Source organism: Burkholderia sp. MSHR3999 (genome assembly GCF_000833595.1).
Classification (GTDB): domain Bacteria; phylum Pseudomonadota; class Gammaproteobacteria; order Burkholderiales; family Burkholderiaceae; genus Burkholderia; species Burkholderia ubonensis.
This window is the reverse complement of the sequence record NZ_JRFO01000001.1, coordinates 380,374-392,763: the sequence shown is the minus strand read 5'-3', so window position 1 is coordinate 392,763 and position 12,390 is coordinate 380,374. Positions and strand designations below refer to the sequence as shown.

Here is a 12,390-nt window from a genome sequence, read left to right as displayed (position 1 = left end):
GCCGCCGCCGGTTCGCTCATTCCCCGAACACCACCGCTCGCTTCGGTCGTTCGTCCACGTGCAGCGAGAACACGTCGGCGCGCGCATAGTGCCCGACCACGTCGAAGTCGTAACGCGCGCGCACCAGCTCGTCGAGATCGATGCGCGCGGTGACGAGCCCCTCTTCCCCGATCAGCGGCTCGGCCAGCACGTCGCCGAGCGGTCCGACGATCACGCTGCCGCCGCGGATCAGCGGCCGCTCCGGGTCCCAGCCCGGCACGTCGATCCCGAGCGCGCGCGGCGACGGCAGCACCTGGCACGCGCTCACGACAAAGCAGCGCCCTTCGTGCGCGATATGGCGCATCGAGCTTTGCCAGACGTCGCGCTCGTCGACGGTCGGCGCGCACCAAATCTGCACGCCCTTCGCATACATCGCGCAGCGCAACAACGGCATGTGGTTCTCCCAGCAGATCACGGCGCCGGCCCGCCCCGCGGCGGTCTCGACGATGGGCAGCGTCGAGCCGTCGCCCTGCCCCCAGATCAGCCGCTCGGTGCCGGTCGGCATCAGCTTGCGATGCTTCGCGACGAGCCCGTCGCGCGGATCGAAAAACAGCGCCGTGCAATAGAGCGTGCTGCCGCCGCGCTCGATCACGCCGACCACGAGGCTCGCGCCGGTGCGCTGCGACAGCGCGGCCAGCTCGTCGGTTTCCGGCCCCGGCACGTCGATCGCCTGCGCGGCATAGCGCGCGTACGCGTCGCGGCCTTCGGGCAGCCGGTAGCCGAGCCGCGTGCCGAAGATCTCGCCTTTCGGATAGCCGCCCAGCACGGCTTCGGGCAGCACCACGAGCGATGCGCCGCAATCGCGGATCGCCGCTTCGTAGCCGAGGATCTTGTCGAGCGTGGCGCGCGTGCCGGCAGGCGATGTGCCGAGCTGCAGCGCGGCGATGACCGAGGTGGACATGACGGTGTCTCCGGTGATGGAAATGACGCCATCTTTGTCGATAAGATTCCATCGATCAAATCGATGGAACGATAAGTGATATGAACGGCGATGATATCTCTCGCATCGACCTGAACCTGCTGAAGGTGTTCGAGGCGCTGTACGAGGAAGGCGGCGCGAGCCGCGCGGCGCTGCGGCTCGATCTGACGCAGTCGGCCGTCAGCGCGGCGCTCGCACGGCTGCGCGTGCTCTACGCCGATCCGCTGTTCGTGCGCACCGGCCGAGGGCTCGCGCCGACGCCGCGCGCGGACGAGCTGAAGCCGATCCTGTCCGACGCGCTCGACCGCTGCCGGCAGAGCCTCGCGATCGCCGCCGACAGCGGCGACCGGCTCGGCCGCACGATCTCGCTCGGGCTGTCGGACGACTTCGAGATCGCGCTCGGCAGCGCGCTGATCGCCGCGGTCGCGAAGGAGGCGGCCGGCATCCGGCTGATCTTCCGGCAGACGCACAGCGGCATCGCCGGCGACGCGCTGCTGCGGCACGGCGTCGACCTCGCGATCGCGTCGGGCGGATTTTCGGCGAGCGGGCTGAGCCGGCGCGCGGTCGCGACCGGCGGCTACGCGTGCCTGATCGATCCGGCGGCGCGCGCACGGTCGGCGCGCGCGCTGACACTCGCCGACTATCTGCGGCACGACCATCTGCTGGTGTCGTCAGGGGGCGTGATCGGCATCGTCGACGAAGCGCTGGCCGCGCTCGGCCACAAGCGGCGCGTCGCCGCGTCGACCACGCATTTCGCCGCGCTGCCTTACCTGCTGCTCGGCACGGCCGCCATCGCGACGATCCCCGCGCACGCGGCGCGGGCGATCGCGCGGACGACGCCGCTGCGCTGCGTCGCATGCCCGGTCGAACTGCCCGGCTATCCGGTAGAAATCGGCTGGCGCACGAGCACGCAGCGCGATCCGGCGATCGTGCGTGTGCGCGACACCGTCGCCGCGTGCATCGAACGGATCGTCAGGCCATGAAAAAAGCCCGATCGGCGCAATGCCGATCGGGCCGTCCCAGTCCGGCTGACTGCTTGACGAAGCAAGCACGTCAGTCGACCGACTTCACCATATCCTCGATGACCTTCTTCGCATCGCCGAACACCATCATCGTCTTGTCCATGTAGAACAGGTCGTTGTCGAGCCCCGCATACCCCGCCGCCATCGACCGCTTGTTGACGATCACCGTGCGCGCCTTGTACGCCTCGATGATCGGCATCCCCGCGATCGGCGACTTCGGATCGTTCTTCGCCGCCGGGTTCACCACGTCGTTCGCGCCGAGCACCAGCACCACGTCGACCTGGCCGAACTCGCCGTTGATGTCCTCCATCTCGTGCACGATCTCGTACGGCACTTCCGCTTCCGCGAGCAGCACGTTCATGTGCCCCGGCATCCGCCCGGCGACCGGGTGGATCGCGTACTTCACGTCGATCCCCTTCTCGACCAGCTTGTCGGTCAGCTCCTTCAGCGCATGCTGCGCGCGCGCGACCGCGAGGCCGTAGCCCGGCACGATCACGACCGTCTCCGCGTTGCCGAGCATGAACGACGCGTCCTCTGCCGAGCCCGACTTCACCGGCCGCTGCTCCTGCGCGCCGCCGGCGGCGCCCGCCGACGCCTCGCCGCCGAAGCCGCCGAGGATCACGTTGAAGAACGAGCGGTTCATCGCGTGGCACATGATGTACGACAGGATCGCGCCCGACGAGCCGACCAGCGAGCCGGCGATGATCAGCATCGCGTTGTTCAGCGAGAAGCCGATGCCCGCCGCCGCCCACCCCGAGTACGAGTTCAGCATCGACACGACCACCGGCATGTCCGCGCCGCCGATCGGGATGATGATCAGCACGCCGAGCACGAACGCGATCGCCGTCATGATCACGAACGGCAGCCACGATTGCGTCAGCATGAACAGGATGCCGAAGCCGAGCATCGCCAGCGCGAGCATCAGGTTGATCAGGTGCTGGCCCGCATACACGACCGGCGCGCCCTGGAACAGCCGGAACTTGTACTTGCCCGACAGCTTGCCGAACGCGATCACCGACCCGGAGAACGTGATCGCGCCGACGAACGTGCCGATGAACAGCTCGACCCGGTTGCCGTACGGGATGAAGTTCGGCACCGTCGCGTCCTGCGGCACGAGCCCGAACGCTTCCGGCTCGGCCACCACCGCATACGCGATGCACACCGCCGCGAGGCCGATCAGCGAGTGCATCGCCGCGACGAGCTCCGGCATCTTGGTCATCTCGACGCGCGCGGCAACCACCGCGCCGACCGCGCCGCCGACCACCAGCGCGCCGAGCACGAGCCCGAGGCCGAGCGGCAGGTTCGCGCCGAGCCACGCGGCCTGCTTGAAGATCAGCGCGACCGTCGTGAGGATCGCGATGGCCATCCCGACCATCCCGAACAGGTTGCCGCGCCGGGCGCTCTTCGGGTTCGACAGCCCCTTCAGCGCCTGGATGAAGCAGACCGACGCGATCAGGTAGAGGAGCGTAACGACGTTCATGCTCATCGCGCGCCCTCCTTGCCGCCTTCGATGCGCTTGGGCTCCTTCTTCTTGAACATCTCGAGCATCCGTCTCGTGACGAGGAACCCGCCGAACACGTTGACCGCCGCGAGCACGACCGCGAGCGTGCCGAACACCTTGCCGGCCGTGCCGACCGTCAGCGCGGTGGCGAGCATCGCGCCGACGATCACGATCGCCGAGATCGCGTTGGTCACCGCCATCAGCGGCGTGTGCAGCGCGGGCGTGACGTTCCACACCACGTGGTAGCCGACGTACACCGCCAGCACGAAGATGATCACGTTGATCACCGTGTGATTGATGACTTCCATGGTCCCCTCCGGTTACTTGCGGGCGACTTCGCCGTCGCGGCACAGCAGCGTCGCGGCGACGATGTCGTCGGTCAGGTCGATGTTCAGCGCGCCTTCCTTCGTCACGATCAGCTTCATGAAGTCGAGCAGGTTGCGCGCGTACAGCGCGGACGCATCCGACGCGACCATCGACGCGAGGTTGGTGTGGCCCGCGATCGTCACGCCGTTGTGGACGATCACCTGATCGGCGACCGTCAGCGGGCAGTTGCCGCTCTTCCTGCCGTCGAATTCGGGCCCGCGGCCGGCCGCGAGGTCGACCAGCACCGAGCCGGGCTTCATCGACTGCACGGTCTCGACCGAGATCAGCGTCGGCGCGGGGCGGCCCGGGATCAGCGCGGTGGTGATGATGATGTCGGCCTGCTTCGCGCGCTCGTGCACGAGCGCGGCCTGGCGGCCGAGCCACGAGGCGGGCATCGGCCGCGCATAGCCGCCGACGCCTTGCGCGGCCTCGCGCTCCTCGTCGGTTTCATAAGGCACGTCGAGGAACTTCGCGCCGAGCGATTCGATCTGCTCCTTCACGGCCGGCCGCACGTCGGACGCCTCGATCACCGCGCCGAGGCGCTTCGCGGTCGCGATCGCCTGCAGGCCCGCGACGCCCGCGCCGAGGATCAGCACGCGCGCCGCCTTCACGGTGCCGGCGGCCGTCATCAGCATCGGCAGGAAGCGCGGGTACAGATCGGCCGCGACCAGCACCGCCTTGTAGCCGGCGATGTTCGCCTGCGACGACAGCACGTCGAGGCTCTGCGCGCGTGTGGTGCGCGGCGCGGCCTCCAGCGCGAAGCCGGTCACGCCGGCCGCCGCGAGCTGCGCGGCCTGCTCGCCGTTGAACGGATCGAGCATGCCGATCAGCACGGAGCCGCGCTTGAGCGACGGGATCTCGGTTTCGGTGGGCGCCTGGACCTTCAGCACGATGTCGGCGTCGAAAGCGGCCGACTGGTCGGTCAATTCAGCGCCGGCGGCCGCATAGGCATCGTCGGGATAGCTGGCCGCGACGCCCGCCCCCTTCGCCACGCTCACGCGGTGGCCGGCGGCCGCGTATTTCTTGACGGTCTCCGGCGTCGCAGCCACGCGCGCCTCGTACGCCCGCGTTTCAGCAGGCACTCCGATATGCATCGTCGATTCCTCCAGTCATTACAGTAATTAATTCTTCAATTCGATTCTTACTGCGACGGCGAGCCGGACAGGCTTGCATACCGGCTCACGAGCAACGGCTATCACGGTGCACTTTAACCGAAAGCGGGGAGCGCGCCAGCAGTTTCCGCACGATCGTGCGGCGCTGTTGCGTTGCAGCACTTGACAGACGCGCACCGCCCGCGTCGATGATCTTGCGGGGTCGGATCATTCATCGCTGCATGCCCGGCAGTGTCCGGGCGCAACCGGTAAAATGCGATCCCATGAAACCCGAAATCTGGACCCCGCACGTGACCGTCGCGGCGATCGTCGAGCGCGCCGGCCGCTTTCTCGTGATCGAGGAAGAAACCTCGGCGGGCCTGCGCATCAACCAGCCCGCCGGCCACCTCGAAGCCGGCGAATCGCTCGCCGACGCCGTGATCCGCGAAACGCTCGAGGAAACCGCGCATCCGTTCGAGCCCGACGCGCTCGTCGGCGTGTACCTCGCCCATTACGACCGCCCCGGCAACGCGGGCGCCACCTACCTGCGCTTCACGTTCTGCGGCGCGGCGGGCGAGCCGCTCGCCGGACACCGGCTCGACGACGGCATCGTCCGCACGCTGTGGATGACGGCCGACGAACTGCGTGCATGCGGCGACCGTCACCGCTCGCCGGCGGTGATGCGCTGCGTCGACGACTATCTCGCCGGGCGGCGCGTGCCGCTCGATTTCGTGCATACGCATTCGGTCGCGCCGCGGCCGGACGCATTCGATCGTCAGGTGGTGAACAAATGAGCAAGCGACGTGTCGTGGTCGGCATGTCGGGCGGCGTCGATTCGTCGGTGACCGCGTGGCTGCTGAAGGAACAGGGTTACGACGTCATCGGCCTGTTCATGAAGAACTGGGAAGACGACGACGACGGCGAATACTGCTCGACGCGCCAGGACTGGATCGACGTCGTGTCGGTCGCCGACCTGATCGGCATCGACGTCGAGGCCGTCAACTTCGCCGCCGAATACAAGGACCGCGTGTTCGCCGAGTTCCTGCGCGAATACTCCGCCGGCCGAACGCCGAACCCGGACGTGCTGTGCAACGCCGAGATCAAGTTCAAGGCGTTCCTCGATCACGCGATGACGCTCGGCGCGGAAACGATCGCGACCGGCCACTACGCGCGCGTGCGCGAGCGCGACGGCCGCTTCGAGCTGCTGAAGGCGTTCGATCATACGAAAGACCAGTCGTATTTCCTGCACCGGCTGAACCAGGCGCAGCTGTCGAAGACGATGTTCCCGCTCGGCGAGATCCCGAAGACGAAGGTGCGCGAGATCGCCGCGCAGATCGGGCTGCCGAATGCGAAGAAGAAGGATTCGACGGGCATCTGCTTCATCGGCGAGCGGCCGTTCCGCGATTTCCTGAACCGCTATCTGCCGACGAAACCCGGCCCGATGAAGACGCCCGACGGCAAGACGGTCGGCGAGCACATCGGCCTCGCGTTCTACACGTTCGGCCAGCGCAAGGGCATCGGCCTCGGCGGCAGCAAGGACGGCAGCGGCGAGCCATGGTTCGTCGCCGCGAAGGACATCCCGTCGAACACGCTGTACGTCGTGCAGGGCCACGACCATCCGTGGCTGCTGTCGCGCCGGCTCGTCGCCGGCAACGTGAGCTGGACCGCCGGCGAGCCGCCGGCCGACGGCTTCGCGTGCGGCGCGAAGACCCGCTACCGGCAGGCGGACGCGGGCTGCTCGTTCGCGCGGGACGGCGGCGAGCGCTTCTCGCTGACCTTCGACGACGCGCAATGGGCGGTCACGCCCGGCCAGTCGGCGGTGCTGTACGACGGCGAGATCTGCCTCGGCGGCGGCATCATCGAATTCGCGGCGACCGGCCAGCCGGGCCAGCCCGGCCATGGGGCGCCCGCGGAGGCCGGCGCGCCGGCGCTCGCCGAAACACGCTGAGCGGCCTGCCGGCCCGTTCCCGATCCTCCCTCCCGAACCGCGCCGCGCCGCCGTCCGTCAGGCCGTGCGGCGCAACGCGCCGTCGTAGCGCTCGCGCGCCGCGTCGAGTTCGGGAAAATGCCGCCCGGCCCTGCCGGCGCGTCAGCGCAGGCCTGGCGATTCCCGTAGTAGACTCTCGCCCAGCATCGGCGCCGGTCGCAGCGCGCATGCGCGGCCCCGCGAGACGGATGTCGCCGCGCACCCGGCACAGGCGGCCGCCGGCTGTTGCGCCCGCCGCCGCGCCGCTGCATCGCGCATCGCGGCGATCCAGAAAATGTATAGGGAGTCCCCAATGTTTTCCCGACGCTATCTCGCGATGTGGTGCGCCGTCGTCCTGTTCATGGCGGTCGCGGCCCTCGCCGCCGGCCATGCGATCGCGTGGCCCTGGCTCGCGATCCCCGCCGCCCTCGTCGCCCTCGGCCTGTACGACCTGAACCAGGACCGTCACGCGATCCTGCGCAACTACCCGCTGTGGGGCCACCTGCGCTTCCTGTTCGAATTCATCCGGCCGGAAATCCGCCAGTACTTCGTCGAGGACGACACCGACGAGAAACCGTTTTCGCGCGCGCAGCGCAGCCTCGTCTACCAGCGCGCGAAGAACGTCGGCGACAACCGCCCGTACGGCACCGAGCTGAACGTGAAGGCGCTCGCGCACGAATGGATCAGCCATTCGCTCGCGCCGACCAAGCTGCCGAACCACGATTTCCGCATCCGCGTCGGCGCGGGCCGCGCGCAGCCGTACGATATCTCGATCTTCAACATCTCGGCGATGAGCTTCGGCTCGCTGTCCGCGAACGCGATCCGCTCGCTGAACCTCGGCGCGAAGAAAGGCGGCTTCGCGCACGACACGGGCGAAGGCTCGCTGTCGAAATACCACCGCGAGCACGGCGGCGACATCATCTGGGAAATCGCGTCCGGCTACTTCGGCTGCCGCAACGACGACGGCACGTTCAGCCCGGACAAGTTCGCGAAGCAGGCGGCCGATCCGCAGGTGAAGATGATCGAGATCAAGCTGTCGCAGGGCGCGAAGCCGGGCCACGGCGGCGTGCTGCCGGCCGCGAAGATCACGCCCGAGATCGCCGAGACGCGCGGCGTGCCGATGGGCAAGGACTGCATCTCGCCGGCGACGCACTCGGAATTCTCGACGCCGCGCGGGCTGCTCGAATTCGTCGAGCGGCTGCGCACGCTGTCCGGCGGCAAGCCGACCGGCTTCAAGCTGTGCATCGGCCATCCGTGGGAGTTCTTCGGCATCGCGAAGGCGATGCTCGAGACCGGCATCGTGCCGGACTTCATCGTCGTCGACGGCGCCGAGGGCGGCACCGGCGCGGCGCCGCTCGAATTCACCGATCACGTCGGCGTGCCGCTGCAGGAAGGGCTGCTGCTCGTGCACAACACGCTCGTCGGGATCGGCGTGCGCGAGCGCGTGAAGATCGGCGCGAGCGGCAAGATCATCACCGCGTTCGACGTCGCGCGCACGCTCGCGATCGGCGCCGACTGGGTGAACTCCGCGCGCGGCTTCATGTTCGCGGTCGGCTGCATCCAGGCGCAGACCTGCCACACCGGCCGCTGCCCGACCGGCGTCGCGACGCAGGACCCGGTGCGCCAGCGCGCGCTCGTCGTGCCGGACAAGGCCGAGCGCGTGTACAACTTCCACCGCAACACGCTGCACGCGCTGCAGGAGCTCGTGCAGGCGGCCGGCCTCGCACATCCGTCCGAGCTGCGCGCGCATCACATCGTGCAGCGCATCGCGCCGCACGAGGTCCGGCTGATGTCGCAGCTGCTCAAGTACCTGAAGCCCGGCGCGCTGCTCGACGGCGGCCACTGCGGCTTTACGCTGTACGAGAAATGGTGGCCGCTCGCGCGCAGCGACTCGTTCACGCTCGGCGACGCCGTCTACGCGTCGATCGAGTGACGGCGCCGGCCGCCCGGCAAGAAAAAACGCGCCTCTCGGGGCGCGTTTTTTTCATCTGCGGAATGCGCGGGCGGCAGCGGCGCCTGCCGATTCAGCCCCGACTCAGCCCTGCGGCACCGTGTCGATGAACGACTGGCGCTGCATCAGCTTCACGAAGTGCTTGTCGAGGTTCGGGTGGCGCTCGCGCCAGTTCAGCTCGGGCATCCGGAAGTCGAGATAGCCGAGCGCGCAGCCGAGCGCGACGTCGGCGAGCGTGTAATGATTACCGACGCACCACATCTTGCCGCCGAGGCCCTGCGACATCGCGACGAGCGCGTCGTCGATCTTGCGCTGCTGGCGGGCGATCCAGCTCTCGCTGCGCTGATGCGCATCGCGCTGCACGTTTTCGATGCGGATCGCGACCGACGCGTCGAGCGCGCCGTCGCACAGCGCTTCCCAGCAGCGCACCTCGACGCGCTCGCGGCCCGACGGCGGAATCAGCTTGCCGACCGGCGACAGCGTGTCGACGTATTCGCAGATCACGCGGGAATCGAACACCGCGGCGCCGTCTTCCATCACGAGACACGGAACCTTGCCGAGCGGGTTCGAGGCATGAATGTTCGTATCCGGCGCCCAGACGTTCTCGAGCTCCAGCTTGTAGTCGATCTTCTTTTCAGCAAGCACGATCCGCGCCTTTCGGACGAACGGGCTGCTGAGCGAACCGATTAATTTCATCATCTGCCTTTGTTGAGGAACCGCCGAGAGTATACGTTGTCGCCGATCATAACCGGCCGGCGACAGCCGGTAGAAAATCGCCCATCCGGCCTGTGGATGGTTTGCAACAACCGCGCCGGCGCCGTTGCGGCCCCCTTCCCACGCCCTCTCACGCGCCGCGTCCGGCGGCGCTACAATCGCACGATGAATGCGCCCCACGAATCCGCCATCGCCGTCGACGTCTACCGCCAGCGCCGCGAGCGCGTGCTTGCCGCACTGCGCGCCGCGGGCGGCGGCGTCGCCATCGTTCCCACCGCGCCGGAAGTGATGCGCAACCGCGACACGGGCTACCCGTATCGCCACGACAGCTACTTCTACTACCTGACGGGCTTCGCCGAGCCGGACGCCGTGCTCGTGCTGAACGCGTCCGCGCCGCACGGCGCGCCGCAATCGATCCTGTTCTGCCGCGCGAAGAATCTCGACCTCGAGATCTGGGAAGGCTTTCATTACGGCCCGGAGGCCGCGCGCGACGCGTTCGGCTTCGACGCGGCATACGCCGCCGACGTGCTCGATACGGAAATGCCGCGCCTGCTCGCCGATGCGGGCACCGTGCACTACCGGTTCGGCGCGTCGGCCGAGTTCGACCGCCAGCTCGGCCGCTGGCTCGATGCGGTGCGCGCGCGGGCGCGCACGGGCGTCGCCGCGCCCGACGCGCTGCTCGACCTCACGCCGCTCGTCGACGACATGCGGCTCGTCAAGGACGAGCACGAGCTCGCGATCATGATGCGCGCCGCGCACATCTCGGCGCTCGCGCATCGCCGCGCGATGCAGGCGTGCCGGCCGGGCGTGCGCGAATACGAACTCGAGGCCGAGCTGCTCTACACGTTCCGCAAGCACGGCGCGCAGGCGCCGGCCTACGGCTCGATCGTCGCGGCGGGCGCGAACGCGTGCGTGCTGCATTACCCGGCCGGCAACACGGCCGCGCGCGACGGCGACCTGATCCTGATCGACGCGGCGTGCGAGCTCGACGGCTACGCGTCGGACATCACCCGCACGTTCCCGGCCAACGGTCGCTTCTCGCCCGCGCAGCGCACGCTGTACGATATCGTGCTCGCCGCGCAGCAGGCGGCGATCGACGCGACGCGCGCCGGCGTGCCGTTCGAGGCGCCGCACGACGCTGCGGTGCGCGTGCTCGCGCAGGGCCTGCTCGACACCGGCATCATCCCGAAGACGCGCTTCTCGAGCGTCGACGACGTGATCGCGGAGCGTGCGTATGCGCGCTTCTACATGCACCGCACCGGCCACTGGCTCGGCATGGACGTGCACGACTGCGGCGACTACCGCGAGCGGCTCGCCGAGCGCGACGCCAACGGCGCGCTGCCGTGGCGCACGCTGCAGGCCGGCATGACGTTGACCGTCGAGCCGGGCCTGTACGTGCGCGCCGCCGACGACGTGCCGCCCGAATACTGGAACATCGGCATCCGCATTGAAGACGACGCGATCGTGCGCGAGCAGGGCTGCGAGCTGATTTCGCGCGACGTGCCCGTCGCGGCCGCCGAGATCGAGGCGCTGATGCGCGCAGGCGCGGCGCACGACGCCTGAGCAGGCGGCGCCGACCGTTTCATCCGTTTCACGATTCCTGATGACGACCGATTCCTCCCCGGCCACGCCGGACCACGACATCGCCATCGTCGGCGCGGGCCCCGTCGGGCTCGCGCTGGCCGGCTGGCTCGCGCGGCGCAGCGCGACGCGGCACTGGTCGATCGCGCTGATCGACGCGCGCGAGCCCGCCGCAAGTGCGAACGATCCGCGCGCGATCGCGGTGTCGCACGGCAGCCGCGTGCTGCTCGACACGCTCGCGTGGCCCGCCGACGCGACGCCGATCGAACACATCCACGTGTCGCAGCGCGGCCATTTCGGCCGCACGCTGATCGATCGCGACGAGCACGACGTGGCGGCGCTCGGCTACGTCGTGCGCTACGGCTCGATCGTGCAGGCGCTGGCGGGCGCGGTGCGCGGCACGCGCGTCGACTGGCTCACGTCGACCTCGGCGCGCGCGCCTCGGCAGGACGCCGACGGCGTCACGCTGACGCTCGACGGCCCGCAGGGCGAACGCACGCTGCGCGCGCGGATCGTCGTCAACGCCGAAGGCGGGCTGTTCCACGAGCAGCGGGACGACGGCGGCAAGCACCGCCGCGACTACGGCCAGACCGCGCTCGTCGGCACGGTGACGGTGTCCGCGCCGCGCCCGAACGTCGCGTGGGAGCGCTTCACGCACGAAGGCCCGCTCGCGCTGCTGCCGCTCGGCGGCGCCGATTACGCGCTGGTGTGGTGCTGCGAGCCCGGCGAAGCCGCTCGCCGCGCCGCGCTGCCCGACGACGCGTTCCTGCACGAGCTCGGCGCCGCGTTCGGCGAGCGCATGGGCCGCTTCGTCGCGATCGCCGGGCGCGCGTCGTTTCCGCTCGGCCTGAACGCCGCGCAGACGCTCGTCGAGCGCCGCACCGCGATCGTCGGCAATGCCGCGCAGACGCTGCACCCGGTCGCGGGCCAGGGGCTCAACCTCGGCCTGCGCGACGCGCATACGCTCGTCGACACGCTGTCCGCGCACGGCGCCGAGCCGGCCGCGCTCGCGGCCTTCAACGCGCGGCGCGCGCTCGACCGGCGCTTCACGATCGGCGCGACCGACACGCTCGCGCGGCTGTTCACGATCGAGGCGGGCCCGCTCACGCTGCTGCGCGGCGCGGCGTTGACTGCGCTCGAACTCGTGCCGCCGCTCAAGGCCGCGATCGCCCGCCAGATGATGTTCGGCCAGCGCCGCTGACGCGCGCGCCGCCGCCCCTGCCGCACCGCGCGGTGTCCG

General features: G+C 69.4%; 11 protein-coding genes. 6 read left to right on the top strand and 5 right to left on the bottom strand.

All coding sequences use genetic code 11. From position 1 onward, the window contains the following. Nucleotides 1-16: 16 nt before the first annotated feature. Nucleotides 17-940 carry a carbon-nitrogen hydrolase family protein gene (locus tag KY49_RS01885; RefSeq protein ID WP_042583133.1) on the bottom strand — a complete coding sequence of 308 codons (924 nt, stop codon included), beginning with the start codon at nt 938-940 and terminating at the stop codon, nt 17-19. Between the two features lie 80 nt (nt 941-1,020). Here KY49_RS01885 and KY49_RS01880 point away from each other — a divergent pair, with 80 nt between their 5' ends. Beyond that, nucleotides 1,021-1,941: a LysR substrate-binding domain-containing protein gene (locus KY49_RS01880; RefSeq protein ID WP_042583132.1), complete on the top strand. Its 921-nt coding sequence runs from the start codon at nt 1,021-1,023 to the stop codon at nt 1,939-1,941. A gap of 70 nt (nt 1,942-2,011) precedes the next feature. Here the strand turns inward: KY49_RS01880 and KY49_RS01875 are convergent, their stop codons facing one another. From KY49_RS01875 to KY49_RS01865, 3 genes are read right to left on the bottom strand one after another with little or no spacing between them, the layout of a single operon-like run. Continuing rightward, a complete protein-coding gene (locus KY49_RS01875; protein ID WP_042583131.1) occupies nt 2,012-3,466 on the bottom strand; it encodes an NAD(P)(+) transhydrogenase (Re/Si-specific) subunit beta in 1,455 nt (484 codons plus the stop codon). Then, nucleotides 3,463-3,789: an NAD(P) transhydrogenase subunit alpha gene (locus KY49_RS01870; protein WP_010091374.1), complete on the bottom strand. Its 327-nt coding sequence runs from the start codon at nt 3,787-3,789 to the stop codon at nt 3,463-3,465. The genes KY49_RS01875 and KY49_RS01870 overlap by 4 nt, the downstream gene beginning before the upstream one ends. Before the next feature lie 12 nt (nt 3,790-3,801). Then, complete coding sequence (locus tag KY49_RS01865) at nt 3,802-4,941, bottom strand: Re/Si-specific NAD(P)(+) transhydrogenase subunit alpha (RefSeq protein ID WP_042583130.1); 1,140 nt, start codon at nt 4,939-4,941, stop codon at nt 3,802-3,804. Nucleotides 4,942-5,222: 281 nt separating this feature from the next. On the opposite strand from KY49_RS01865, the gene KY49_RS01860 reads away from it, so the two are divergent. The 3 genes from KY49_RS01860 to KY49_RS01850 all read left to right on the top strand — a co-directional run bounded on the left by KY49_RS01860 (nt 5,223) and on the right by KY49_RS01850 (nt 8,837). Further along, entirely contained in the window at nt 5,223-5,732 is a 510-nt protein-coding gene (locus tag KY49_RS01860; protein WP_042583129.1) for an NUDIX hydrolase, read from the top strand. After that, nucleotides 5,729-6,886, top strand: a complete 1,158-nt coding sequence (gene mnmA / locus KY49_RS01855; protein ID WP_042583128.1) for a tRNA 2-thiouridine(34) synthase MnmA — start codon at nt 5,729-5,731, stop codon at nt 6,884-6,886. The genes KY49_RS01860 and mnmA overlap by 4 nt, the downstream gene beginning before the upstream one ends. Before the next feature lie 331 nt (nt 6,887-7,217). Next, on the top strand, nt 7,218-8,837 hold the full coding sequence (locus KY49_RS01850) for an FMN-binding glutamate synthase family protein (protein WP_042583127.1): 1,620 nt from the start codon (nt 7,218-7,220) through the stop codon (nt 8,835-8,837). 102 nt (nt 8,838-8,939) lie between these two features. Here the strand turns inward: KY49_RS01850 and KY49_RS01845 are convergent, their stop codons facing one another. Next, nucleotides 8,940-9,554, bottom strand: coding sequence for a glutathione S-transferase family protein (locus KY49_RS01845; RefSeq protein WP_010091369.1), 615 nt, complete (start codon nt 9,552-9,554; stop codon nt 8,940-8,942). A 180-nt stretch (nt 9,555-9,734) separates the two neighbouring features. On the opposite strand from KY49_RS01845, the gene KY49_RS01840 reads away from it, so the two are divergent. Then, nucleotides 9,735-11,132 carry an aminopeptidase P N-terminal domain-containing protein gene (locus KY49_RS01840; RefSeq protein WP_042583126.1) on the top strand — a complete coding sequence of 466 codons (1,398 nt, stop codon included), beginning with the start codon at nt 9,735-9,737 and terminating at the stop codon, nt 11,130-11,132. A 40-nt stretch (nt 11,133-11,172) separates the two neighbouring features. Further along, nucleotides 11,173-12,351 carry a UbiH/UbiF/VisC/COQ6 family ubiquinone biosynthesis hydroxylase gene (locus KY49_RS01835; protein ID WP_042583125.1) on the top strand — a complete coding sequence of 393 codons (1,179 nt, stop codon included), beginning with the start codon at nt 11,173-11,175 and terminating at the stop codon, nt 12,349-12,351. Nucleotides 12,352-12,390 lie beyond the last annotated feature (39 nt).

What these genes read in the sequence shown, in the direction of transcription:
- KY49_RS01875 (WP_042583131.1), bottom strand. Translation starts at nt 3,466, where the DNA reads ATGAGCATGAACGTCGTTACGCTCCTCTACCTGATCGCGTCGGTCTGC.
- KY49_RS01835 (WP_042583125.1), top strand. Translation starts at nt 11,173, where the DNA reads ATGACGACCGATTCCTCCCCGGCCACGCCGGACCACGACATCGCCATC.
- KY49_RS01860 (WP_042583129.1), top strand. Translation starts at nt 5,223, where the DNA reads ATGAAACCCGAAATCTGGACCCCGCACGTGACCGTCGCGGCGATCGTC.
- KY49_RS01870 (WP_010091374.1), bottom strand. Translation starts at nt 3,789, where the DNA reads ATGGAAGTCATCAATCACACGGTGATCAACGTGATCATCTTCGTGCTG.
- KY49_RS01885 (WP_042583133.1), bottom strand. Translation starts at nt 940, where the DNA reads ATGTCCACCTCGGTCATCGCCGCGCTGCAGCTCGGCACATCGCCTGCC.
- KY49_RS01840 (WP_042583126.1), top strand. Translation starts at nt 9,735, where the DNA reads ATGAATGCGCCCCACGAATCCGCCATCGCCGTCGACGTCTACCGCCAG.
- KY49_RS01845 (WP_010091369.1), bottom strand. Translation starts at nt 9,554, where the DNA reads ATGATGAAATTAATCGGTTCGCTCAGCAGCCCGTTCGTCCGAAAGGCG.
- KY49_RS01850 (WP_042583127.1), top strand. Translation starts at nt 7,218, where the DNA reads ATGTTTTCCCGACGCTATCTCGCGATGTGGTGCGCCGTCGTCCTGTTC.
- KY49_RS01880 (WP_042583132.1), top strand. Translation starts at nt 1,021, where the DNA reads ATGAACGGCGATGATATCTCTCGCATCGACCTGAACCTGCTGAAGGTG.
- KY49_RS01865 (WP_042583130.1), bottom strand. Translation starts at nt 4,941, where the DNA reads ATGCATATCGGAGTGCCTGCTGAAACGCGGGCGTACGAGGCGCGCGTG.
- mnmA (WP_042583128.1), top strand. Translation starts at nt 5,729, where the DNA reads ATGAGCAAGCGACGTGTCGTGGTCGGCATGTCGGGCGGCGTCGATTCG.